This is a genomic window from Streptomyces sp. BYX5S (assembly GCF_054724165.1).
Genome location: NZ_CM138829.1, coordinates 5,826,405 through 5,851,026, shown reverse-complemented (window position 1 = coordinate 5,851,026; position 24,622 = coordinate 5,826,405). Strand labels below are relative to the sequence as shown.

Genomic DNA, 24,622 nt, shown 5'->3' with positions numbered 1-24,622 from the left:
GGCCCCCGCTCCTCAATCGCCGGAGGGGCTTGACAGTGGTCCCGGTGTGCGCCGGGTTGGTTTTTGGAGCCCCTGCGGCGATTGAGCAGCGGGGTTCGGGGCGGAGCCCCGAGCGTGGGGCTAGGGGGCCGTCAGGATGCGGGGGCCGGAGTCCGTGATGGCCACGGAGTGCTCCGCGTGGGCGGCACGGGACCCGTCATTGGTGCGCAGGGTCCAGCCGTCGGGCGCCTCGTGGTACCCGTCACCACCGCCCCCGATCACCATCGGCTCGATCGCCAGCGCCATCCCGTGCCGCAACCGCATCCCCCGCCCCGCCCGCCCCTCGTTCGGCACCGACGGATCCTCGTGCATACGGCGCCCGATCCCATGCCCGCCGAAGTCCTGCGGGATCCCGTACCCGGCCTCCCGGCACACCGTGCCGACCGCGTGCGCGATGTCCCCGATCCGGTTCCCGACGACCGCCGCCGCGATCCCCGCCGCCAGCGCCCGCTCCGCCGTCTCCACCAGCCGTACGTCATCCGGCCGCGCCCGCCCCACCGTGAAGCTGATCGCGGAGTCCCCTGCCCATCCGTCCAGCTGCGCCCCGCAGTCGATCGACACCAGGTCCCCGTCCCGCAACCGGTACGTCGTCGGGATCCCGTGCACGATCGCGTCGTTCACGGACGCGCAGATCACCGCGGGGAACGGCGTCGGCGCGAAGCTCGGCCGGTATCCGAGGAACGGGGACGTCGCCCCCGCCGCGCGCAGCACCCCGCGCGCCACCTCGTCCAGCTCCAGCAGGCTCACGCCCACCGCCGCACTCTTCCGTACCGCGGCGAGGGCGTCGGCCACGACCCGGCCCGCCTCGCGCATCGCGTCGATCGATGTGTCCGTCTTCAGTTCCACCATGCCAATAACTATACCGGTATTTAAATCCGGTACAGAAATTGGGCCTCGGGTACGATGGGGGCATGGTCCGAACTCCCTTGACCCCCGAAGAGCGCGAGCGCGGTGAGCGCCTCGGCCGGCTGCTGCGCGAGGCGCGGCTCGGGCGCAGCATGACCGAGGTGGCCGCGCGGGCGGGTGTCTCCGTCGAGACGCTGCGCAAGATCGAGACGGGCCGGGCGCCGACCCCGGCCTTCTTCACCGTCGCCGCCCTCGCCCGTGAGCTGGGGCTCTCCATGGACGAGCTGGTGGCGCACTGCGCGCTGGCACCGGCCTGAGCGGGGCCTGCCCCCGCCGTCGGTGCCCGTCCCGAAAAACGCGCGTAGCGCGCCCGTAACACGCGGGGTGTTTGCTTCCGGAGCACAAGGCTCCAGGAAGCATTCGAGGGCGCGACGATCGGCGGGGCGCGTGGCGGAAGTGGGACAACTCCCGGACCGGGTAAGGGACTTCGCGACCTATCTGCAAGGTCTCAATGCCCGGCTCGACCAGCGCGCCGGCTGGTGCGGCGTCTTCTGGCAGCGCGACCCCGAGGGTATGCGGGCCTGTCTGGAGGGCGTCGAAGTGCCGCCCTGGGACGTGGTCGAGGCGCTCCTGAAGGACCTCGCCGTGACGTCCGGCGCCGAACACGCCGAGCGGGAGGCGGCCCGCGCCCGCGCCCTGCACCGGGCGTCCGCGCGCGCCCACGACGCCGCTCCCGGCAGGCGGGAGTTGCTCGCCGACCGCATGGACCTCATGACGCGCGAGCGCCGGGACGCGGCGCGGCGCCTCCACGAACTCGGCACCCGCCTCGACGCCGCCACCGACGCGGCGGAGGCCGACGCCGTCCGCCTCGACCTGGCCTGGGCGCACGACGACCACGAGCGGGCGGCCGCCCGGCTCGCCGAACTCGGCGCGCGGCTGGCGGAGTTGGGCCCCGAAGCCGACCACCGGCCGCCCTCGCCTCCGCCTACGGCCCCGGCTCCGGCTCCAGCTCCCAAGGAACGCAAGCGCCGCCCCCGCGGCAGCGCCCGCTTCGCCGGGATGCCCCTGGCCGAACCGGAGCCCGAGGCCGCCGCCCCGCCGGTCCCCGCTCCTACGCCCACCGGCGCCCGCTTCGCCGGTGCCGAGGCGGACCACGGCGTCGCTGCGGAGCCCGCGCCGCCCCCGCTCGACGCCACCGCGTACCACCGTGCCGCGGCCACCGTCGCTCTCCTCGCCGAGCACCGCGCCGCGGGCCGCAGCGGTGAGGCGCACATGGTCCTCGTCGAGGCGGCGGCCGGTCCGGTCGACCATCTCCCGCTGCTCGCCGACGAGTTGGCGCACGCCGGGCTCGGCCCCAACTGGGCCACCCTGCTGTGGGAGGTCGCGTCGCTGCCGCCCGACCGGCTGGTCGCCGCCGCCGAAGCGCTGGCCGCGGCCGGCCGCGCCGACGACGGGCGGCAGGTGCTGCGGCAGGGAATGGGGCGGCCGCCGGGCGAGTTCGGCGACGCCGTCGGACGGCTCGACGCGCAGGGGCGCCACCGCGAGGTCCGCACGCTCCTCGATGCATACGTGCGCGGGCGCACCCCCGAAGAGGCGGCCGACACCGCGCGCGGCGCCCCCGAACGGCTCGTCCCGCTGCTCCTCGACGCGGCCCGCCGGATCTCCGACGAGCGCTACTGGGACGTGGTGCACGCGCTGCGCGTCGCCGGACTCGCGCACTGAACCGGCGGCCCGGACCGTCACCCGCACGGGTGCCGGGCCCGCACCGATCCAGCGGGTTGCCGACGATGCCCTTGGCAAGCCCTCTCCAGGGGCTTACGTTCGTCCCTCTACCGCCGTTCTACGTGCGTAGAGGTCATACGTGGGGACACAGCCGACGTGCCCGCGTAGAGACGTAAGGAAAAGGAGTGCTGCCGATGACCCTCTCCCGAGCCTCTCTGCACGACCGCCACCGTCACGTCCTGCCGGACTGGCTGGCCCTGTACTACGACGAGCCGATCGAGCTCACCCACGGCGAGGGCCGGCACGTCTGGGACGCCGAGGGCAACAAGTACCTCGACTTCTTCGGCGGCATCCTCACCACGATGACGGCGCACGCGCTGCCCGAGGTGACGAAGGCGGTGAGCGAACAGGCGGGCCGGATCATCCACTCGTCGACGCTCTACCTGAACCGCCCGATGGTCGAACTCGCCGAGCGCGTCGCCCAGTTGTCCGGCATCCCGGACGCCCGCGTCTTCTTCACCACGTCCGGCACCGAGGCCAACGACGCGGCGCTGCTGCTCGCCACCGCGTACCGCCGCTCCAACCAGATCCTGGCGATGCGCAACAGCTACCACGGCCGCTCCTTCTCCACGGTCGGCATCACCGGCAACCGCGGCTGGTCACCGACGAGCCTGTCCCCGCTCCAGACGCTGTACGTGCACGGGGGCGTGCGCGGCCGCGGGCCCTACGCGGCCCTGCCCGACGCCGAGTTCATCGACGCCTGCGTCGCCGACCTGCGCGACATGCTCGGCCAGACCCGGGGCAACGTGGCGGCGCTCATCGCCGAACCCATCCAGGGCGTCGGCGGCTTCACCTCCCCGCCGGACGGCCTGTACGCCGCGTTCCGCGAGGTCCTGCGCGAGCACGGCATCCTGTGGATCTCGGACGAGGTGCAGACCGGCTGGGGCCGCACCGGCGAGCACTTCTGGGGCTGGCAGGCGCACGGGCGGTCCGGGCCGCCGGACCTCCTCACCTTCGCCAAGGGGATCGGCAACGGCATGTCGATCGGCGGTGTCGTCGCCCGCGCCGACGTCATGAACTGCCTCGACGCCAACTCCATTTCGACGTTCGGCGGCTCTCCGGTCACCATGGCGGCGGGCCTCGCCAACCTCTCGTACCTCATCGAACACGACCTCCAGGGCAACGCCCGGCGGGTCGGGGGACTCCTCATCGAGCGCCTGCGCGCCATCGCGGCGAGCGCGCCCGGCGTCCGGGAGGTGCGGGGGCGCGGCCTGATGATCGGCATCGAGCTGGAGAGGCCGGGGCCCGGCCCCGACGCGGCGCAGGTCATCGAGGCCTGCCGCGAACAGGGGCTGTTGATCGGCAAGGGCGGCGGCCACGATTCGAGCGTCCTGCGGATCGCTCCGCCGATGACCTTGACGGTGGCGGAGGCGGAGGAGGGGGCCGGAATTTTGGAGCGGGCGCTCAAATCCAGCCTCGCCGGCGTTTGAGGCGCGGGGTCCGGGGCGGAGCCCCGCGACCGTTCGCCGGACAGCCGCTCCGCACGAGGGAGCCTCAGCCATGACCACGCCCACCCTCTCCGTCCGCCAGATACTCGCCCTCGACCGCGTCGCCGCCGGTGAACCGGAGGTGGTCGCCGCGGCCGGGCACCTCGACCGCCCCGTCCGCTGGGTGCACGTCGCCGAGGCCGCCGACGTCGGCGTCATGCTCAGCGGCGGCGAGATGATCCTCACCACCGGCGTCCTGCTCGCGGACGACGAGCGGCTCCAGGCCGAGTACATCGCGTCCCTGCACCGCGCGGAGGCCGCCGCCCTCGTCCTCGGTCTGGGCCGCGCCTTCCCGTCCTCCCCGGAAGGGATGCGCCGCGCCGCCGAACGGCACGGGCTGCCGATGGTGGTGCTGCACCGGCCGTTCCCCTTCGCCGAGCTGACGGAGGAGGTGCAATCCCGCCTCGTACGACGGAAGTTCGCCGCCGTCAGCCTCTCCGAGGGCATCCGCACCGCGCTCACCGGACTCGTCACGGCGGGCGCCCCGCTCCACGCGCTGCTCGACGAGATCGCCGCCCACAGCGGCTGCCCCGTCGTCCTCACCAACCTCGCCCACCGCGTCCTCGCCACCGCCGGTGAACGCCCCGCCGTCGACGACGTGCTCCGCGACTGGGGCCGGATCGCGCGCCGGCCCGGCGGGGTCGACGGCGAGGGCTGGATCCGCGCCGGACTCGGCGGCCGGGGCGAGCGCTGGGGTTCGGTGGTGCTGTGCGGATACCGGGGCGACGCCGTGTCCGGGCGGCTGCTCGCGGACCGGGCGGCGGAGGCGCTGGTCCTGCACCACCTGCTGGCCGGGGCCGGGCCGAGCTGGGAGGAGCAGTCGGCGCGCTGTCTCCTCGCCGACCTGCTCTCGGGCGCCGCCCCGGCCCGCGGACTGCTGCCCCGCGCCCGCGCGGCGGGCCTCCCGGTGAACCGCCGCACCTTCGTCCCCCTCGTCGTGCGCGACATCCCGCCCGTCCAACTCGACCGTCTCATCCGCCTGTTGGGGATGCCCGGCCTCGTCGCCGAGCTCGCCGAGCGGGCCACCGCCGTCCTCCTCAGCCTCGCCCGCGACCAGGACCCCGCCGCCCTCGCCGCGCACTTCGCGCAGCGCCTGCGCGCCGAGAGCGGCGACCCGCGGGCCGTCGTCGCGGCGGGCCCCGCCCGCACCTCCTGGGAGGACGTGCCGGAGGCCCTGCGCGAGGCGCTGCACGTCGCCGACGCCGTCACCGGGGCGCCGCCCGGCCTGCCACCGGTGGTCCGGATCGGCGACGTACGGCTGCGCGGCCTCGTACGGCAGCTGCGCGACGACACCCGCGTACAGGCCTTCTCCGAAAGGGAGTTGGGGCCCATCCTGGCGTCGGAGGACGACACGGAGACCCTCCTCCCGGTCCTGCGCGCCTACCTCTCCACCGGCCGCAACAAGTCCCGCACCGCGCACCTCACCCACATGAGCCGCCCCGCCCTCTACCGCCGCCTGGAGTCCATAGAGGCACTGCTCGGCGTCGACCTCGACGACTTCGAGCAGGCCGCGTCCGTCCATCTGGCCCTGCTCGCGCACGACGCGCAGTCGGGAACGTGACAGCGTGCAACGCCCCCGGCCCCCGCGCGTGACACGCTGCGACTCGGCCGCCGCGCCACCGCCCCCTACCGTCTCAGCCAGCACCGCCCGAGCCGTCGCAGAACCTTGGAGGTCCCGATGAGCCCCGTGATCCGCGCCGCCATTTTCCAGACCGCATGGACCGGCGACAAAGAGTCCATGATCAAGGTGCACGAGCAGGCGGTCCGCGACGCCGCCGCCCAGGGCGCCCAGGTCCTCTGCTTCCAGGAGCTGTTCTACGGCCCCTACTTCTGCCAGGTGCAGGACGCGAAGTTCTACGAGTACGCCGAGTCCGTCCCCGACGGCCCCGTCGTCCAGCGCTTCCAGGCCCTGGCCCGCGAGCACGGCATCGTCCTCGTCCTGCCCGTCTACGAGGAGGAGCAGCCCGGCGTCCTCTACAACACGGCCGCCGTCATCGACGCCGACGGAAGCTACCTCGGCAAGTACCGCAAGACCCACATCCCGCAGGTCAAGGGGTTCTGGGAGAAGTTCTACTTCCGGCCCGGCAACAGCGGCTGGCCCGTCTTCGACACGGCCGTCGGCAGGATCGGCGTCTACATCTGCTACGACCGGCACTTCCCGGAGGGGTGGCGCGCGCTCGGCCTGGAGGGCGCCCAGATCGTCTTCAACCCGTCGGCGACGAGTCGCGGCCTGTCCCGCTATCTGTGGCAGCTGGAACAGCCCGCGGCGGCCGTCGCCAACGAGTACTTCGTCGGCGCCATCAACCGCGTGGGCGTCGAGGAGTACGGCGACAACGACTTCTACGGCACCTCGTACTTCGTCGACCCCGAGGGCCAGTTCGTGGGCGAGGTCGCCGACGACAAGGCGCCCGAACTCGTCGTCCGCGAGCTCGACATGGCGAAGCTGCGGGAGGTCCGCGACCGCTGGCAGTTCTACCGCGACCGCAACCCGCAGGCGTACGAGCCGCTGACCCGTCCGTAACCCCCCCGTACCTCTGGAGGAGCACATGAGCGCCGTCCGTACGGTCATCCGCGGCGGACTCGTCGTCACCGCCGCCGACGAGATGCACGCCGACGTCCTCGTCGAGGACGGCCGGGTCGTGGCCCTCGCGGCCACCGGCAGCACCACCGCAGCGTCCTGGACGGACGCGCGCACCATCGACGCCTCGCAGAAGTACGTGATCCCCGGCGGCGTCGACGGCCACACCCACATGGAGATGCCGTTCGGCGGCACGTACGCCGCGGACACCTTCGAGACGGGCACGCGGGCCGCGGCCTGGGGCGGCACCACGACCATCGTCGACTTCGCCATCCAGACCGTCGGCCACTCCCTGCGCGAGGGCCTCGACGCCTGGCACGCCAAGGCGGACGGGCAGTGCGCCATCGACTACGGCTTCCACATGATCGTCTCCGACGTCCACGAGGACACGCTGAAGGAGATGGACCTGCTGGTGGGGGAGGGGGTGACGTCCTTCAAGCAGTTCATGGCGTACCCGGGCGTCTTCTACTCCGACGACGGGCAGATCCTGCGGGCGATGCAGCGGGCCGGGGAGAACGGTGGGCTGATCATGATGCACGCCGAGAACGGCATCGCGATCGACGTCCTCGTCGAGCAGGCCCTCGCCCGCGGCGAGACCGACCCCCGCTACCACGGAGAGGTCCGCAAATCCCTCCTGGAGGCGGAGGCCACCCACCGCGCGATCAAGCTGGCGCAGGTCGCCGGCGCGCCGCTGTACGTCGTGCACGTCTCGGCGCAGGAGGCCGTCGCGGAGCTGGCGCGGGCGCGGGACGAGGGCCTGCCGGTCTTCGGCGAGACGTGCCCGCAGTACCTGTTCCTGTCGACGGACAACCTGGCGGAACCGGACTTCGAGGGCGCCAAGTACGTGTGCTCGACGCCGCTGCGCCCCAAGGAGCACCAGGCGGCGCTCTGGCGGGGCCTGCGCACCAACGACCTCCAGGTCGTCTCCACCGACCACTGCCCGTTCTGCTTCAGCGGCCAGAAGGAACTGGGACGCGGCGACTTCTCCAAGATCCCCAACGGCATGCCGGGCGTCGAGAACCGCATGGACCTCCTGCACCAGGCGGTCGTCGACGGCCACATCACCCGCCGCCGCTGGATCGAGATCGCCTGCGCCACCCCGGCCCGGATGTTCGGCCTCTACCCGAAGAAGGGCACGATCGCGCCGGGCGCCGACGCGGACATCGTCATCTACGATCCGCACGCCGAACAGACCATCTCGGCGCGGACCCACCACATGAACGTCGACTACTCGGCGTACGAGGGCAAGCGCCTCGCCGGGCGGGTGGAGACGGTCCTCTCGCGCGGCGAACTCGTCGTGACGGAACGGGAGTTCACGGGGCGGGCCGGGCACGGTACGTATCTGCCCCGTGGCACCTGTCAGTACCTGAACTAGTCGGTCCAGTCGGCGAGGCTCTGCTGGACGGCGAGGGTGGACGGGTCGGTAGGGCCCAGAATCCGCTTCTGGTCGTCCAGCAGGTCGGTGAGCAGGTCCACGGCGTCGGCCGAATTGCCGGCCTTGCCCGTCCACTGGGCGTGCCCGTGACGGGCAAGGAGAGTGTCCGGGTGATCCGGCCCCAGGACGCGCAGGGACTCCTCGGCCGTCTTCGCGAACCCTGTCCGGGCACCGACCGCGTCTCCGGCCATGCCCCGCCAGTAAGCCAGATTGTGCCGGGCGAGGAGGGTGGCCGGATCATCCGGTCCCGCGACGCGCAGCAGATCCTCCAGAAGCGCGGTGAGGTTGGACGCGGCGCGGGCCGGCTCGCCGGCCTCCCCACTCCATTCGGCGATCAACTGCCTGGTCGCAAAGGCGTCACAGTGCTTCGGGCCTCGCGTCCGCACTTGGACCTCCAAGACCTCAGCCATGATCTCCAGCGCGCCGGAGGCGTCATGCTCCCGTTTCCAATGAGCGAGGTGTTGCCGGGTCAGAAGGGCCTGAGAATGGCCTTCGCCCAGGACGCGCTGTGACCGTCCTACCACCTCGGTGAGCACGGCCACGGCACCGGTGCTATCTCCCGCTGAGCCCAGCCAATTTCCCAGGGTGGTTTGGATGTTGAGGGTGGTCGGGTGGTCCGCTCCCTGGATCCTCCGTGAGTCTTCCAGTACCTGGGTGAGCCCGGCCACGGCGCCGGCGGAGTCACCTGCCTCACCAATCCAGTGCGCGAGCCCGTATCGAGCCAGAAGGGTGTGAGGATGTTCCGGGCCCCGGGTCCGCAGCAAGTCGTCGACCAAGCTTGTCTGCTCGGCCACGGTCGCAGGGTCTCCCGCCATGCCCCTGCATAGCGCGAGCATGGCCCTCGCCGATTGGATGCTGGGGTGGTCCGGACCCAAGACCTGAACCTGATCTTCCAGCAGTTCGGTGAGCTCGGCCACGGACGTCTCCGGATGCCCCGCCTCCGCCTTCCACCGCGCGAGATTGAGGCGGGCCAGAATGGTGTGTGGGTGACTCGGTCCCTGGACACGCAAGCGGTCCTTCAGCACATCGGCGAACAGTGGCACCGCGCCGTTCACGTCACCTCCTGTGCCACGCCAATAAGCCAGGTTGTGCCGGGCGAGGAGGGTGTGAGGATGGTCCGGGCCCAGCGCTCGCAACCGGTCCTCCAGTAGTTCGGCGAAAGCGGTCACGGCGCCGTCCGGATCACCTGCCTCGCCCAGCCAGAAGGCCAGGTTGTTCCGGGCCATGAGCGTGTCGGGGTGATCCGGTCCCAGAATCCGTACGTCGTTCTCCACCGCTTTGGTGAGCGCGGCCACGGCCCCCCGCGCGTCGCCCGCTTCCCCGCGCCAGCGCGCGAGGTTGTTCTGGGCCATGAGCGTGTCGGGGTGATCCCGCCCCAGGACGCGTACGTCGTCCTCCACCACCTCCGTGAACATGTCCAGGGCCCCGGCTGCGTCTCCGGCCATGCCCCGCCAATAGGCCAGGTTGTGCCGGGCGAGCAGTACGTGGGCGTGGTCGGGACCCAGTGCCCGCAGGGCGTCCTCGACGAGTTGGGTGAGGGCTGCCGCGGCGCCGACGGTGTCGCCCGCCTCTCCCTGCCAGACGGCGCGGTGGTTTCGGGAGAGCAGGGTGTCGGGGTGGTCGGGACCGAGGTGGTGGTGAGAGGCGCGCGCGAGGCGTTCGAAGTGTTCTTGGGCGGCTGCCGCCTGCCCCGCTTCGCCGAGGCTGCGACCGAGCCGAATGAGGACGGGGTGCGTACAGGGCTGGTACAGCCCTTCACCAGCGTGCAGGGTGAGAGCGGCTGTATTGGTGCGCAGGCTCTGCGCGAGGGCGGTGTCCCGTTCGACCTCGGGCCATGTCGAGACGAGAGCGTCGGCCATGGTCTGGACGGCTGCTTCGCGCCGGTGGGGTGCAAACGTGTCGCGGGTGGCGTGCTGGACGAGCTGGTGGACGCGTACGGCTTGGTGCTTCGTTGTGGGGCTGTACTCGACAAGGCTGAGCCGGTGCAGCACTGTCAGCGCCCGTGCGGCCTCCCGGGGTGTGGCCGACGCGCACCTGGCGTGTGCCGTACCAGGCCCTGGAGAGTATTCGTCGAGGTATTTGAGGACTGGCCCGCTGGTGAATACCTCGTGGGGGACGCCGCTCGGGGCCAGCAGCGAAGCCAGTTCGAGCATGGGCCGTGCCCAACCGGCCGGGCGCAGTGCGTCGGCCCGCTCGATGGACAGCGACCATGCCGCGGCGAACGGCACAGCCTGATCGTCGGGCAGTGCATCAGGAGCAGCGTCGCAGAGCGGTGAGGTCCGGTCAGCCAAGAGCCTTCGGTAGTCGGCGACGCTTTCACGGGTGTCGTCCAGGTGGGCCGCGGCCTGGGACAGGGCGAGCGGCAAACGGCCGAGATCCTCTGCCAGTGCTACGAGTTGCTCGGTGCTTGCGCAGTCTTCGTGGCCCCTGAGAGCGTCACGGAGGTAAGCGACCGCCTCGGACGCGCCGTAGACACCGACGTCGATGAGTTGCCGGTTGTTGTGCGTGAGCGCGGCGTCGCGGCGTCGTGTGGTCACCAGAGTGCGGCCCATCGGATGCGCGGGCGGCCACAGGCCGCGCAGATCGTTGGGGTCATTGAGGTCGTCGAGAACGATCAGCCAGCGACACACAGCTGCACCCGCCTTGGGGGCCAGCCACGCCAGGAAGGCGCGTGCCGCTTGTTCGGACGCGTGGGGGTCGGCCCGGCACAATTCGACACCCGCCTGAGCGTACGTCGATACCAGCGCGTCTCTGGTGCTGGCGTCCGCCCACACCAGTACGTCCAGACCTCCTGTGACGGCGGTGTCGCTCCACGCCGTGCGGGCGAAGTCGGCGGCCAGTTGCGTCTTGCCCACCCCGCCCATCCCGGCCAGAATCTGACGGAGTACCACCGTCCCGCCGGTGTCCAGTGCGGACCGTAGACGGACCGCCTCCCCACGTTGCTGAAACACGCGGGCCGCCGGAGGGATCACACCGACCTGATGCGGCCAGGACGCCGGTGGCTGCGGGCCGGCCTGCATTGTCAACGCCTCGATCTCCATGTGCCCCGTGTTCACGATGGCACCCCCACTGCCGTGGGCATTCCCGGTGTGCGAGACCTGTTGGCCCTGCTTGCGTTGGAACATCTCCCTGCCCTGTCTTTCGCGCTGCCTGGCCCGGTCAGTTCTGGTCGATACCGCTGCTGGCGCTGGAGCCCCGGCCACGTGCAGTCGCCTTCCCTGTCCGCCGCACGCTCGCAGTTCTCCGGCCGGGCCCGCCGGAGCGCCTGATGCCGGTGTGTGCCACTGCGCCGTCTTCGGCGCGAGCATCGCCGGTGCGCAAGGCTCGGTCGCGCGTCGGTTGTTGCGGATGCTGCAGCAGCGCCCAGAGCAACGCGGCGATCCCCACGGCGGCCTGCACTGACGCGCCCACCAGTTCCCCACCGCCGGGGCCGTTCAGCAGCCAGACCAATGGAGTCGACACCATAGTTGCCACCGCGATCACGATCATGGTGACTTTCCACGCGTTCGACATAGCCGCTCCACCTGAGACTTGCTTGCACATACTGTCGCGTAACAGTCGACTGTCTGCCTGTAAAACGGCAAAAGTCCCGCCAGCAGAATTGCATTGATCTGGCGGGCGGGCGCCGATGTCGGTGGCCAACGGCCTGGCATCCGAACCAGTCTGTCAGGTAACCACCTTTTCGCGTGGCCGGAGTTCACTGGGTTACTCAAGAGGTATTTCTGCGTAGGAGGAAGAGGCGGGAGTGAAGGGGGTGTTGCAGCAAGATGAAGCTCGACTGCTTTCCCTTGCGAAGGACCTGGGTGCTGGATAACTTCGGCGGCATGGGCATTCGCAGTCAATTCTGTAAACGCCGGGTTATCGATCTCATGCGTGTCGCCACCGCAGTGTTTCGCTGTCGCTGAGCGTCTACTCGCGCCGACTCCGGCGTTCCGTATCGGTCTCCCTTTCTGCTGCCCCTTGTAGTGCCTCCCTCCGTCGTGTTCCACAGTGAGGGGCGCACCAGTCTCCTGAAGGCTTGCATGACTTTCCCTACCGCCATGCCTGCATTTCTGCGCGTCGGCGCCCTGAGCGCTGTCGCCCTCTCCCTATTGTTGACCGGCTGCGTGAGCCCCGCCGGGTCCACGGCGTCGCGTGAGAACGTCGCGGCGAAGAAGATCCCGGCAAAGGTGGCCGCCGGCACCACGCTGACCGTGGGCGCGCCCGATCTCAAGGTGGCGCTCGAACTGTCGGGGCAGATCGACAAGCTGCCCTTCAAGGTGAAATGGGCCAACATCAGCGGCGGTCCGCAGTGCTCGGAGGCGTTCCGGGCCGGTGCGCTCGACGTCTGCTCGGCCGCCGAGATCCCGTCCATCAACGCCCACTGGACGGGCCTGGACACCAAGCTCGTGGCGGCGAAGTTCCGCACCGACCCGGCCGCGAATCCCATATACGAGCTGGGCATCGCGCCGGGCGCCGGCGTCAGGGAGCTCAGCGATCTGCGCGGCAAGAAGATCGCGTACAGCCCGGGGCAGGCCCAGGGCGCGCTCGTGCTGCGGATCCTGAAGAAGGCGCACCTCACCCAGCAGGACGTCCGGCTCGTCGAACTCGCCAGCACCGGCGACGTCTACCCGACGGCCCTCGGGAACGGGCAGGTGGACGCCGCGCCCATCGCCGACGTCAACATCAAGCGCTACCTGACGAAGTACGGCAGGGACGGCGCCACGACCATCAAGCACGGGCTGCGCGACGACCCGGCCCACCTGTGGGCGCTCACCGAATCCGTGAGCGACCCCCAGAAGTCGGCCGCCGTCAAGGAACTCATCACGTTCTGGGCGCGGGCGCAGGTCTGGGCCGACAACCATCCGCGGCAGTGGATCGACGGCTACTACGTCAAGGACCAGGGGCTGAGCCACGAGGACGGCGAGTACCTGGTCAAAAGGTCGGGGCACCCCGACTTCCCCGCCGACTGGACCGGCGCCATCCGGCGCCAGCAGCAGACCGTCGACCTCCTGGCGAAGGAGCAGAAGTACAAGAGGTTCGACGCCGAGATCCTCTTCGACCGCCGATACGAACGCGTGGCCGCCGACGCCACGGCCGGTGAAGGGAGGACGCCATGAGCACCACGGCCCTCGACCACCAACCGGACCACCGGACGGCGACCGCGACGGACCGCCCGCAGGGCCCCCATACCCGGTGCAGGGCCCGAGGGCGCCTCGGACCCGGCCGGCCCGTCCCTTACGGCTGGGCCCTCGGGCCGCTGCTGCTCCTCGCGCTGTGGGCGGCGGGGTCCGGCGCCGGCCTCATCGACGCGCGCAGCCTGCCAGCTCCGTGGACCATCGCCGGCACCGCGGGCGACCTCATCGCCGACGGCAGGCTCCAGTCCAACTTCGCCACGTCCGCCCAACGCGCCCTGCTGGGGCTCGTGTTCGGCGTTGCCGCGGGACTGCTGCTCGCGCTCGTCTCCGGGCTCAGCCGCATCGGTGAGGGGATCGTCGACGGGCCCGTGCAGATCAAGCGGGCCATCCCGTCGCTCGCGCTGATCCCGCTCCTCGTCCTCTGGTTCGGCATCGGCGAGACGATGAAGGTCATCACCATCGCCCTCGGCGTCTTCGTCCCCATCTACATCCACACCCACAACGGGCTGCGCACCATCGACCACCGCTACGCCGAACTCGCCGAGACGGTACGGCTGAGCAGGTTCCAGTTCGTGCGCCATGTCGTCCTGCCGGGCGCGCTGCCCGGCTTCCTGCTCGGGCTGCGGTTCGCGGTCACCGCGGCATGGCTGGCCCTGGTCGTCGTCGAGCAGGTCAACGCCACCAGCGGCATCGGCTACATGATGGAGCTCGCGCGGACCTACGGACAGACGGACGTGATCATCGTCGGGCTCGTCGTGTACGGACTCCTCGGGCTCGTCTCCGACGCGCTCGTACGACTCGTGGAGAGGAGGTCCCTGGCATGGCGTCGGACGCTGGCGGGCTGACCGCGACCGAGGACCGTACGACGGTCCGCATCGACGGACTCGTGCGTACGCTCGGCGGGCGCAACGTGCTCGACGGGCTCGAACTGTCCATCGTGCCGGGGGAGTTCGTGGCGCTGCTGGGGCGCAGTGGTTCCGGCAAGAGCACGTTGCTGCGCGCGCTCGCGCGGCTCGACCACGACGTGGCGGGCGGGGGTGAGCTGACCGCGCCGGACAACGTGTCCGTGGTGTTCCAGGACGCGCGGCTGCTGCCCTGGAAGCGGCTGCTGGAGAACGTCGTGCTCGGGCTGGGTGGGGCGGACGCGCGGGAGCGTGGCCGGACGGCGCTCGCCGAGGTCGGTCTTGAGGGGCGTGAGCGGGCGTGGCCCGTGGAGTTGTCCGGGGGCGAGCAGCAGCGAGTGTCGCTCGCGCGGTCCCTGGTGCGTGAGCCCCGACTCCTGTTGGCGGACGAGCCGTTCGGGGCGCTCGACGCGTTGACGCGGATCCGTATGCATGCGTTGTTGCGGCGGTTGTGCGAGCGGCATCGGCCCGCCGTGCTGCTGGTGACGCACGACGTCGACGAGGCGATTGCTCTGGCCGACCGGGTGGCCGTTCTGGAGGAGGGCCGCATCGGGCTCGACGTCCCCGTGGAGCTGCCCGCTCCGCGTCGCCACGGCACCCCGGACCACGCGGCCCTGCGCACCCGCCTCCTGACCTGCCTCGGCCTTTGAGCCTCTGCGGCGATTGAGCAGCGGGGTCTGGGGCGGAGCCCCGGGAGTTCAGCCGATTCGTTCCGAAGGAAAGCACCGACGATGACATCCGCACCGACATTCCTCTGGTACGTCCCCAACACCGTCGAACCCGGTCACCGGGGTGACACCATGACCACCGGCTGGGGCTCCATCGAGCACTCCACCGACCTCGCCCGCACCGCGGAGCACCACGGCTGGGACGGCGCCCTCCTCGGCACTGGCTGGGGCCGCCCCGACACCTTCACCGTCGCCACCGCCCTGGCCGCCCGCACCACCACGTTCAAACCCCTGATCGCCGCCCGCCCCGGCTACTGGCATCCCGCCAACTTCGCCACCGCGGCGGCCACCCTCGACCAGCTCAGCCGCGGCCGCGTCCTCGTCAACGTCGTCAGCGGCCTCGACAACCCCGCCGCGTACGGCGATACCACCGTCGACCCGCCCGCCCGCTACGCCCGCACCCAGGAGTTCCTGCACCTGGTGCGGCGCCTGTGGACCGAGGAGAGCGTCACCTTCCACGGCGAGCACTTTCAGGTCACCGACTCGACCGTTGCCCCGCGCCCGCACACCACCGGCGGCCGGACCCGTCCGACCCTCTACTTCGGCGGTGCCTCCGAGGCCGCCGAACGTGTCGCGGCGGCCGAGGCGGACGTGCAGCTCTTCTGGGGCGAGCCGCTCGACGGAATCGCCGAACGCCTCGCGCGCCTGCGTGAGTTGAGCGAGCAGGTGGATCGCGCCCATGCCCCGCTCGAGTACGGTCTGCGCATCACCACCGTCGTCCGCGACACCACCGAGGAGGCGTGGCGAGCGGCGGAGGAGAAGATTGCGAAGATGGCCGCCGACGCCGGGGAGACCGGCACGTGGTCGGGCAACCGCGGGTCGGCCGTCGGCCAGCGGCGGCTGCTCGACCTGACCCGGCGCGGCGAGGTCCTCGACACGTGCCTGTACACCGCGCCCGGCCGGTTCGGCGGCGGAGGCGCGGCCACCACCTGGCTCGTCGGATCACCCGACGACGTGGCGGCGGCCCTCGACGCCTACCGGAGCCTCGGCGTCACCCACTTCGTGCTCTCCGACACCCCGTACAAGGAGGAGACCTGCCGGGTCGGGGAACTGTTGCTGCCCCGGCTCAGGACTTCTCCGCCGTGACCGGACCCGTCTGCTCCGCAGCCCCGGCGTCGGACGACGCCACCACCTCCGAGCGCCGCGCGCCGCGGTCCATGCGGCCGCCGACGAGGGCCAGTGCCAGGCCCGCGACCGCGAGGGCCGCGCCGACGAGGGTGGGGGAGGTCCAGCCCCAGCCCGCCGAGATGGCGAGGCCGCCGAGCCAGGCGCCGCCCGCGTTGGCGAGGTTGAAGGCGGAGTGGTTGGAGGCGGCCGCCATGGTCGGCGCCGCGTCCGCCTTCGCCATGAGCAGCATCTGCACGGGCGTGGTGATGAGGGAGCCCATCGCCCCGATGAAGGTGATCGTGATCAGCGCGGGCACCGTGCTGTGGACCGCGTAGTGGAACGTCACGAGCGCCGCGGCGAGCAGCGCCAGGCTCGCGTACAGGGTGGGCCGCAGCGCGCGGTCGGTCAGCGGGCCCGCGACCAGCGTGCCGAGGGTCATGCCGACGCCGTAGAGCGCGAGGACCAGGGTGCTCGAGGAGTCGGAGAGGCCCGTGACGTTCGTCAGCATCGGCACCAGGTAGCTGTAGACGGCGAAGAAGCCGCCGAAGCCGACCACGGCCGTGGCCAGGCCGATCACCACCTGCCGGTTGCCCATCGCGCGCAGCTCGCGGCGGATCCCGGCGCCCTCGCCGCGCGGCTGGTGCGGCACGAACAGGGCGAGCGCCGCGAGGGCGAGACCGCCGATGACGGCGACCGCCCAGTAGGCGGAGCGCCAGCCCAGGTGCTGGCCGAGGGCCGTGCTCGCCGGGACGCCGACGATGTTCGCGACCGTGAGGCCGAGGAACATCTTCGACACGGCGCGGGCGGCCCGGTCGGGCGTCACGAGCCGGGACGCGACGACGGCGCCCACCCCGAACAGCGCGCCGTGCGGCAGCCCGGCGAGGAAACGCGCGGCGAAGAGCAGGCCGAAGTTCGGGGCGAGCGCGGACGCGGCGTTGCCGATCACGAACAGGCCGGACAGGAGCAGCAGCAGCTTCTTGTGCGGGATGCGCGCGCCGACGCCCGTGAGGACGGGGGCGCCGACGACGACACCGAGCGCGTACGCGGAGACGAGGTTGCCGGCGTGCGGCACCGACACGTCGATGCCGTCGGCGATCTGGGGCAGCAGCCCCATCGTGGCGAACTCGGTGGTGCCGATGCCGAACGCGACAACAGCCAGGGCCAAGAGGGCCAGCGGCATGGTGCAGAAAGCCTTTCGAAGAACGGGGGAGGCCGACCCCTGGAGCAGGGACCGGCCGACAACCCGTGCAGCAGCGGGACGCACCCACGCATTCCGTGATCGCCCCACGAGCCACCGTGACCTCCGTCACCCCGTGCCGGGTGTCCGCGTGCCGACGGTCTTGATCCCCGGCTGCGGGCGTACGACAGTGGGCCCGCGGGCACGTCGGGGACACGGCCCCGTCGTGCGCCACGGCCCGAGGGAGGACCAGCGTGCGGCGCGACCACTGGATCCGGACGATCCAACGGCTCGACCCCGAGACCGACTACCACGAGATCTACGGCATCAGCTCGTCGTACGAGTTCCCCTGGGACACCATGCAGGCCCTGGGGTTCGCGCTCTACCGGACGTACGCCGTCCCGAGCATCGGCCGGCTCCTCGGCCGCACCGGCGAGTTCACCGAGCGGACGCAGAAGCGGTACGACGACACGGTGCTCATCCTCGACGCCGTCGGCGAGCACGGCTTCGACACGGGGGAGGGCCGCGACGCGGTGCGCCGGATGAACCGGATGCACGGCGCGTACGACATCTCCAACGACGACTACCGCTACGTCCTGTCGACCTTCGTCGTCGTGCCCAAGCGCTGGATGGACGCCTACGCGTGGCGCCCCTACTCGCCGCACGAGGTGCGGGCGGCCACCAACTACTACCGGGCCCTCGGCCGCCGCATGAACATCAAGGACATCCCGGCGACGTACGAGGAGTTCGAGCGGCTCATGGACGACTACGAGCGCCGGCACTTCGCGTACGACGCGGGCGGCCACGCGGTCTCCGAGGCGACGCTCGACCTGATGGCGTCCTGGTACCCGGGGCCGCTGGGCGCCACCGTGCGCAGCGCCTCCGTCTGCCTCATGGACCCGCCGCTGCGCGCCGCGTTCGGCTACCGGGACCCGAACCCGACCGTCGAGCGGGTGGTGCGCGGCGGGCTGCGGCTGCGCGGCCGGTTCGTGCGGCTGCTCCCGGCGCGCGGGACACCGAAGCACGGCCGGGACAGCAGCACCGTGCGCGGCTACCCGAACGGGTACCGGATCGCGGACCTCGGGACGTTCCCCGGCCGGGCGCCGTCGGAGGGGGAGCCCGGGGGGAAGTCCGAGGGGGAGCATCACCCGCAACGGTGACAAATGCTGGACGCGCGTAGAACTCGCCGGGCGGGCCCCTTGCCAAGCCCCCGGAAGAAGTCCACGATTGTGGCTTTCACCGGCGGCGCGGCACCCAACACGAGGGGCTCCCCATGGATTTCGGACTCGTTCTCCAGACCGACCCGCCCGCCTCCGCGGTCGTGGACCTGATGAAACGGGCGGAGGACTCCGGGTTCACCCACGGGTGGACGTTCGACAGCTGCGTGCTGTGGCAGGAGCCGTTCGTCATCTACAGCCGGATCCTCGCGGAGACCAGCACCCTCACCGTCGGCCCGATGGTCACCAACCCCGGCACGCGCACCTGGGAGGTGACCGCCTCCACCTTCGCGACGCTCAACGACATGTACGGCAACCGCACGGTGTGCGGCATCGGGCGCGGCGACTCCGCCATGCGCGTCGCGGGCCGCAAGCCGAACACGCTGGCGCGGATCAGCGACGCCATGAGGGTGATCCGCGCGCTGGGCCGCGGCGACGAGGCGGACCTCGGCGGCGGTTCGGTCGTCCGGTTCCCCTGGGTGCGGGACGGCGCCGAACTGCCCGTGTGGATGGCGGCGTACGGGCCCAAGGCGCTGAAGATGGCCGGCGAGGAGGCCGACGGCTTCATCCTCCAGCTCGCCGACCCGTTCCTCACCGAGTGGATGATCAAGGCGGTCAGGGACGCGGCGACGGCGGCCGGCCGCTCGGCCGACGAGGTGCGGATCTGTGTCGCCGCTCCCGCCTACGTCACCGCCGACGACTCGCCCGAGGCGCTCGCCCACGCCCGCGAGCAGTGCCGCTGGTTCGGCGGCATGGTCGGCAACCACGTGGCCGACCTGGTGGCCAAGTACGGCGCGCACTCCGACCTGGTCCCCGACGAGCTGACCGAGTACATCAAGGCCCGCGAGGGCTACGACTACGCGCACCACGGACGCTCCGGGAACCCGGACACCGCGTTCGTGCCCGACGGGATCGTCGACCGCTTCTGCCTCCTCGGCCCGGCGGCCGCGCACGTCGAACGGTTGCGCGCGCTCGCGGAGTTGGGCGTCGACCAGTTCGCCGTCTACGCGATGCACGACGCCAAGGAGTCGGTGATCGAGGCGTACGGCCGGGACGTGATCCCCGCGCTCCGCGCATGACATGACCGGCGAATGAGCACCATCCGTACCACGCAAGGCAGTTGACGGTACCCGCACGGACCCCGCACGGCCGCTGTTCCCGTCCCTTCCGTAGAACGGACTGCCCATGACCGACACCGCTCCGAGAGCGTCCTCGTCCGCCGTCGAACTCGCCGCCGACGCCTACCCCGCCGACAGCCCCTACGCCAACGAGGACCTGCGCCCGGTCCCGCTCGCCGACCGCCGCTGGACCACGTACAACTTCGTGGCCCTGTGGATCGGGATGGCCCACTGCATCCCCTCGTGGACCCTCGCGTCCGGGCTCGTCGCGCTCGGCATGGACTGGAAGCAGGCCGTCCTCACCATCGCCCTCGCGAACGTCATCGTGCTGCTGCCGATGCTGCTCACCGGGCACGCGGGACCCAAGTACGGCATACCCTTCCCCGTCCTCGCACGCGCCTCCTTCGGGGTGCGCGGCGCCAATCTGCCCGCGATGGTGCGGGCGGCGGTGGCCTGCTGCTGGTTCGGCATCCAGACGTGGATCGGCGGGCAGGGCATCTTCATCCTGCTCGGGAAAATATTCGGAGGCTGGACGGGAGCGGCCGAGGTCGGCGGCTACCCGTGGACCCTGTGGCTCTGCTTCGGCATCTTCTGGGTCATCGAACTCGCCATCATCTACCGGGGCATGGAGACGCTGCGCCGCTTCGAGAACTGGGCGGCGCCGTTCGTGCTCGTCGGCGCGGTGGTGCTGCTGGTGTGGATCGCGAACAAGGCGGGCGGCTTCGGCCCGCTGCTGCACGAGCCGTCGAAGGTCGGCTGGGGTGCGGACTTCTGGAAGATCTTCTTCCCGGGCCTGATGGGCATGATCGGCTTCTGGTCCACGCTGTCGCTGAACATCCCGGACTTCACCCGCTTCGGCAAGGGCCAGCGGGCGCAGGTCTGGGGCCAGACAATGGGCCTGCCTACGACGATGACGATCTTCGCGCTCATGTCCGTCCTGGTGACGGCGGGCTCGCAGAAGGTGTACGGGGTGCCGATCTGGGACCCGGTGGAGCTGGCGGGCAAGACGGACAACGTGTTCGGGCTGCTGTTCGCGCTGATCACCGTCTTCGTGGCGACGATCTCCGTGAACATCGCGGCGAACGTGGTCTCGCCCGCCTACGACCTCGCGAACCTCGCGCCGAAGGTCATCACCTTCCGCACCGGCGCGATCATCACGGGTGTGGTGGGCGTCCTCGTCATGCCGTGGAAGCTCACGTCGACGCCCGAGCTGTACATCTTCACGTGGCTCGGCGTGGTCGGCGGGCTGCTCGGCACGGTCGCCGGGATCCTGATCGCCGACTACTGGATCGTGCGGCGGACGGTCCTGCACCTCGCCGACCTGTACGTGAAGGACGGGCGGTACTGGTACAGCGCCGGGTGGAACTGGCGGGCCGTCGTCGCGTTCACGGTGGGCGGGGTGCTCGCTGTCGGCGGCTCGTACTCGACGGTCGACGCGAAGGGGAACAAGGCCGGACCGTTCCCGGTGGACGGCCTCGTCCCCCTCCTCAAACCGCTCGCCGACTACGGGTGGGCCGTGGGGCTCGGGACCTCACTCGTCGTCTATCTGGTCCTCATGGCGCGGCGGGGTCAGTAGGCGACGGGCCAACCGGTGCTCCAGTTCAGGAGGTTGACGCCGAGCTTCGGAGTGCCGTTGTCCTGGCCGTCGTAGTAGTGGTAGACGATCAGGTCGCCGTCGACGTCGCTCATGATCGACTGTCCGCCGGGGCCGATGTAGCGCCCGTGCGACTCGAGGACGGGCGTGCCGCCGTTGTTCGTCATGGCGACAGCGTTCTTGTCGTAGTACGGGCCCGTGACGCTGGTGGCGCGGCCGACCTTGACCTTGTACGTGGAGCTGGTGCCGGCGCAGCACGTGTCGTACGACGCGAACAGGTAGTAGTAGCCGCCGCGCTTGACGATGTACGGGGCCTCGACGGCCTTGGTGCCGGTGGGGCGGGCGGCCAGCGAGTAGCGGGTGGTGTTCGTCGAGAGCTGCTTGCCGGTGGACGGGTTGATCTGGATCATCTTGATCCCGGTCCACCAACTCCCGAACGAGAGCCACCACTTGCCGTCGCCGTCGACGAACAGGTTCGGGTCGATGGCGTTGTAGTCGCTCGACGTCGTCGAGGTGTAGACGACGCCGTAGTCCGTCCACGAACCCGGCTCGCCGGTCGTCGAACCGGCCAGGCCGATCGCGGACTTGTTGGAGCCGAAGGTCGAAACGGCGTAGTACATCAGGTACTTGCCGCCCTGGTAGGAAATGTCCGGCGCCCAGGCCTCCGTCGCGTACGAGGACCACCAGGAGGGCTTGGTGGTGAAGGCGTCCTTGCCCGCGGTGAAGGCGGTGCGGTCGGTCGAGGAGCGTTCGGCGAGTCCGCCGCCGGTCGCGTACAGCAGGTACTTGCCGGCCGAGTTGCGGATCATGGTCGGGTCGTGGACCACGGTGGCGCCGGTGACCGTGCCGGGGTTCGGGTAGGCCGACGCGGTCGAGGGGATCAGCGCCAGCAGGGCGGCGGCGGGGACGGCGAGTAACGCGGTTCTTCGTGAGGCGCGGGGCATGGGGGCTCCTCCGGGGGTGAGGTGCGGCTCGAACGACCAACGGCGTTCGGAATCACGAACGTTGACCGCGTGGTCGCACGGAAACGTAGAGGTGACGATCCTGTGCGTCAATGCGTCGGACGGGAATTCATGTGACCCAGGTCATTGACGCGCCCGCCTGTCATCGGGTTTGGTATACCAAATCCGAGCGCGCCTCCGGCTCAACTGCCCGAACCGGGCCAGCAATTGAACCTTGAACCGGTGCCGCCCCATCGCGGAAAATGTGGACCTCCAGGAGCGCGTCATGGCTGCCGTGCACGAACAGACCCCCACCGCCGGTGTCGACGGGCCCGCCCGCACCAGTCCCGGTCTCTACAGTCCGGATCTGGCCCCCACCCGGAAGGAAGGGCGCCGCTGGGGCGCGTACAACGTCTTCACGTTGTGGGGCAACGACGTGCACAGCCTCGGCAACTACGCTTTCGCCATGGGCCTGTTCGCGCTCGGGCTGAGCGTCTGGCAGATCCTGATCGCCTTCGTCGTCGCCTCCGTGCTGCTCTTCGGACTGCTGACGCTCTCCGGCTACATGGGGCAGAAGACGGGCGTGCCGTTCCCCGTGATGAGCCGCATCGCCTTCGGCATCCGCGGCGCGCAGATCCCCGCCGCCGTGCGCGGCGCCGTCGCCATCGCCTGGTTCGGCATCCAGACGTATCTCGCCGCCGCCGTGCTCGGTGCCGTGATCAAGAAGCTGGCGCCCGGCGCGGCCTCGCTCGACCACAACTCGGTCCTGGGCCTGTCCACCCTCGGCTGGATCACCTTCCTGACCCTGTGGGTCGTCCAGGTCGTCATCGTCAGCTACGGCATGGAACTCATCCGCAAGTACATGGCGTTCGCCGCGCCGACCATCCTCATCACGATGTGCGCGCTCGCCGTCTGGATCCTCGCCAAGGCCGACCTGTCCATCGCGGTCTCCACCGGCTCCGCGCCCACCGGGCTCGACGCCTGGCGGCAGATCCTGGAGTCCGCCGCGCTGTGGGTCGTCATCTACGGCACGTTCGTCCTGAACTTCTGCGACTTCACCCGCTCCGCGAAGAGCCGCCGCGCCATCGTCACGGGCAACCTGGTCGGCATCCCGCTCAACATGCTCTTCTTCGCGGGCATCGTCGTCGTCCTGTCCGGCGGCCAGTTCAAGATCAACGGAACGGTCATCGCCGGTCCCGAGGACATCGTCGCGACCATCCCGAGCACCCCGCTGATGGTCCTCGCCTCGCTCGCCTTCATCGTCCTGACCATCGCCGTGAACCTGCTCGCGAACTTCGTCGCGCCCGTCTACGCGCTGGTCAACCTGTTCCCGCGGCGGCTCGACTTCCGCAAGGCCGGCATCGTCAGCGCCGTCATCGGCCTCGTCATCCTGCCGTGGAACCTCTACAACAGCCCGACCGTCGTGAACTACTTCCTCGGCGGGCTCGGCGCCCTGCTCGGCCCCGCGTTCGGTGTCGTCATGGCCGACTACTGGCTCGTCCGCAAGACGCGCGTCAACGTCCCCGACCTCTACACCGACGCCCCCGACGGCGACTACCACTACCGGTCCGGCTTCCACGTGCGCGCCGTCGGCGCCTTCGCCCCGGCCGCCGCCGTCGCCGTCGTGATCGCTCTCGTGCCCGCCTTCAAGCCGGTCTCCGGGTTCTCCTGGTTCATCGGCGCCGGGCTCGCCGCGCTGCTCTACGTTGTGGTCGCGGACCGCAGCCGCACCGCGAACGACGTGGACGGCGAGGAGATCGCCGTCCCCGCCGCCTGACCCCTCCCGCACCACCACGACGCACCACAAGAAGAAAGCTGTAGCCCGCCATGCGCATTCTCGTCTGCAACGTCAACACCACCGAGGACATGACCGAGAGCATCGGCGCGCAGGCCAGGGCCGTGGCCTCGCCGGGCACCGAGATCGTCCCGCTCACCCCGGCGTTCGGCCCCGACTCCTGCGAGGGCAATTACGAGAGCTACCTGGCCGCGATCGCCGTCATGGAGACGGTCCGCGCCCACCCGGAGCCCTTCGACGCGGTCGTCCAGGCCGGCTACGGCGAGCACGGCCGCGAGGGGCTCCAGGAACTCCTCGACGTCCCCGTGGTCGACATCACCGAGGCCGCGGCCAGTACGGCGATGTACCTCGGTCACAAGTACTCCGTGGTCACCACGCTCGACCGGGCCGTGCCGCTCATCGAGGACCGCCTCAAGCTGGCCGGGCTCACCGACCGGCTCGCCTCCGTACGCGCCAGCGGCCTCGCCGTCCTCGACCTCGAACGCGATCCGGACGCCGCCGTGAAGGCCATCGTCGAGCAGTCGGCGCGGGCCGTGGAGGACGACCGCGCCGAGGTGATCTGCCTGGGCTGCGGCGGCATGGCGGGCCTCGCGGACGAGGTGAAGGCGCGCACCGGCGTGCCGGTCGTCGACGGGGTCGCGGCGGCCGTGACCGTGGCCGAGTCGCTGGTGCGGATGGGCCTGAGTACGTCGAAGGTGCGCACGTACGCGCCGCCGCGCCCGAAGCGGTTCAAGAACTGGCCGCCGAGCCGCGGCTGAG

At 70.8% G+C, this 24,622-nt stretch carries 20 protein-coding genes; 15 read left to right on the top strand and 5 right to left on the bottom strand.

Translation table 11 applies throughout. From position 1 onward, the window contains the following. Positions 1–120: 120 nt before the first annotated feature. Positions 121–888: a type I methionyl aminopeptidase gene (gene map, locus ACYBSK_RS26510; protein ID WP_457479737.1), complete on the bottom strand. Its 768-nt coding sequence runs from the start codon at positions 886–888 to the stop codon at positions 121–123. A 62-nt stretch (positions 889–950) separates the two neighbouring features. Between map and ACYBSK_RS26505 the strand changes: the two genes are divergently transcribed. The 6 genes from ACYBSK_RS26505 (at position 951) to hydA (ending at position 8,107) form a co-directional block, all read left to right on the top strand. After that, the gene (locus ACYBSK_RS26505) at positions 951–1,202 is read left to right on the top strand and encodes a helix-turn-helix domain-containing protein (protein ID WP_457479736.1); all 252 of its coding nucleotides are present in this window, start codon (positions 951–953) and stop codon (positions 1,200–1,202) included. A gap of 139 nt (positions 1,203–1,341) precedes the next feature. Then, positions 1,342–2,607: a hypothetical protein gene (locus ACYBSK_RS26500; RefSeq protein WP_460247105.1), complete on the top strand. Its 1,266-nt coding sequence runs from the start codon at positions 1,342–1,344 to the stop codon at positions 2,605–2,607. A gap of 194 nt (positions 2,608–2,801) precedes the next feature. Further along, positions 2,802–4,097, top strand: coding sequence for an aspartate aminotransferase family protein (locus ACYBSK_RS26495; protein WP_460243608.1), 1,296 nt, complete (start codon positions 2,802–2,804; stop codon positions 4,095–4,097). Between the two features lie 70 nt (positions 4,098–4,167). Next, complete coding sequence (locus ACYBSK_RS26490; protein ID WP_460243607.1) at positions 4,168–5,715, top strand: PucR family transcriptional regulator; 1,548 nt, start codon at positions 4,168–4,170, stop codon at positions 5,713–5,715. A 117-nt stretch (positions 5,716–5,832) separates the two neighbouring features. Further along, on the top strand, positions 5,833–6,675 hold the full coding sequence (locus ACYBSK_RS26485; protein WP_460243606.1) for a nitrilase-related carbon-nitrogen hydrolase: 843 nt from the start codon (positions 5,833–5,835) through the stop codon (positions 6,673–6,675). 25 nt (positions 6,676–6,700) lie between these two features. Beyond that, positions 6,701–8,107, top strand: a complete 1,407-nt coding sequence (gene hydA / locus ACYBSK_RS26480; protein ID WP_460243605.1) for a dihydropyrimidinase — start codon at positions 6,701–6,703, stop codon at positions 8,105–8,107. On the opposite strand, the gene fxsT is transcribed toward hydA, so the two are convergent. After that, a complete protein-coding gene (gene fxsT, locus ACYBSK_RS26475) occupies positions 8,104–11,208 on the bottom strand; it encodes an FxSxx-COOH system tetratricopeptide repeat protein (RefSeq protein WP_460243604.1) in 3,105 nt (1,034 codons plus the stop codon). The genes hydA and fxsT overlap by 4 nt on opposite strands. 118 nt (positions 11,209–11,326) lie before the next feature. After that, positions 11,327–11,680 carry a hypothetical protein gene (locus ACYBSK_RS26470; protein ID WP_457479729.1) on the bottom strand — a complete coding sequence of 118 codons (354 nt, stop codon included), beginning with the start codon at positions 11,678–11,680 and terminating at the stop codon, positions 11,327–11,329. Between the two features lie 527 nt (positions 11,681–12,207). On the opposite strand from ACYBSK_RS26470, the gene ACYBSK_RS26465 reads away from it, so the two are divergent. From ACYBSK_RS26465 to ACYBSK_RS26450, 4 genes are all read left to right on the top strand, one after another. Beyond that, a complete protein-coding gene (locus tag ACYBSK_RS26465; protein WP_460243603.1) occupies positions 12,208–13,266 on the top strand; it encodes an ABC transporter substrate-binding protein in 1,059 nt (352 codons plus the stop codon). After that, positions 13,263–14,129, top strand: a complete 867-nt coding sequence (locus tag ACYBSK_RS26460; RefSeq protein WP_457479727.1) for an ABC transporter permease — start codon at positions 13,263–13,265, stop codon at positions 14,127–14,129. The genes ACYBSK_RS26465 and ACYBSK_RS26460 overlap by 4 nt, the downstream gene beginning before the upstream one ends. Further along, entirely contained in the window at positions 14,105–14,836 is a 732-nt protein-coding gene (locus tag ACYBSK_RS26455) for an ABC transporter ATP-binding protein (protein ID WP_460243602.1), read from the top strand. The genes ACYBSK_RS26460 and ACYBSK_RS26455 overlap by 25 nt, the downstream gene beginning before the upstream one ends. 81 nt (positions 14,837–14,917) lie before the next feature. Further along, positions 14,918–16,000, top strand: coding sequence for an LLM class flavin-dependent oxidoreductase (locus ACYBSK_RS26450; RefSeq protein ID WP_457479725.1), 1,083 nt, complete (start codon positions 14,918–14,920; stop codon positions 15,998–16,000). On the opposite strand, the gene ACYBSK_RS26445 is transcribed toward ACYBSK_RS26450, so the two are convergent. Next, the gene (locus ACYBSK_RS26445) at positions 15,981–17,201 is read right to left on the bottom strand and encodes an MFS transporter (RefSeq protein ID WP_460243601.1); all 1,221 of its coding nucleotides are present in this window, start codon (positions 17,199–17,201) and stop codon (positions 15,981–15,983) included. The genes ACYBSK_RS26450 and ACYBSK_RS26445 overlap by 20 nt on opposite strands. A 251-nt stretch (positions 17,202–17,452) precedes the next feature. Between ACYBSK_RS26445 and ACYBSK_RS26440 the strand changes: the two genes are divergently transcribed. The 3 genes from ACYBSK_RS26440 to ACYBSK_RS26430 all read left to right on the top strand — a co-directional run bounded on the left by ACYBSK_RS26440 (position 17,453) and on the right by ACYBSK_RS26430 (position 21,109). Further along, a complete protein-coding gene (locus ACYBSK_RS26440; RefSeq protein WP_457479723.1) occupies positions 17,453–18,358 on the top strand; it encodes an oxygenase MpaB family protein in 906 nt (301 codons plus the stop codon). A gap of 113 nt (positions 18,359–18,471) precedes the next feature. Further along, positions 18,472–19,494 carry a TIGR03842 family LLM class F420-dependent oxidoreductase gene (locus ACYBSK_RS26435; RefSeq protein ID WP_460243600.1) on the top strand — a complete coding sequence of 341 codons (1,023 nt, stop codon included), beginning with the start codon at positions 18,472–18,474 and terminating at the stop codon, positions 19,492–19,494. A 106-nt stretch (positions 19,495–19,600) separates the two neighbouring features. After that, positions 19,601–21,109, top strand: coding sequence for an NCS1 family nucleobase:cation symporter-1 (locus ACYBSK_RS26430; RefSeq protein ID WP_460243599.1), 1,509 nt, complete (start codon positions 19,601–19,603; stop codon positions 21,107–21,109). Here the strand turns inward: ACYBSK_RS26430 and ACYBSK_RS26425 are convergent. Beyond that, positions 21,103–22,071 (bottom strand): arabinan endo-1,5-alpha-L-arabinosidase, encoded by a 969-nt coding sequence (locus ACYBSK_RS26425; protein ID WP_460243598.1) that lies wholly within the window; start codon positions 22,069–22,071, stop codon positions 21,103–21,105. The two genes, ACYBSK_RS26430 and ACYBSK_RS26425, sit on opposite strands and share 7 nt — an antisense overlap. A 283-nt stretch (positions 22,072–22,354) precedes the next feature. Here ACYBSK_RS26425 and ACYBSK_RS26420 point away from each other — a divergent pair, with 283 nt between their 5' ends. After that, positions 22,355–23,845: an NCS1 family nucleobase:cation symporter-1 gene (locus ACYBSK_RS26420; RefSeq protein WP_460243597.1), complete on the top strand. Its 1,491-nt coding sequence runs from the start codon at positions 22,355–22,357 to the stop codon at positions 23,843–23,845. A gap of 50 nt (positions 23,846–23,895) precedes the next feature. Next, a complete protein-coding gene (locus tag ACYBSK_RS26415; protein WP_457479718.1) occupies positions 23,896–24,621 on the top strand; it encodes an aspartate/glutamate racemase family protein in 726 nt (241 codons plus the stop codon). Position 24,622 lies beyond the last annotated feature (1 nt).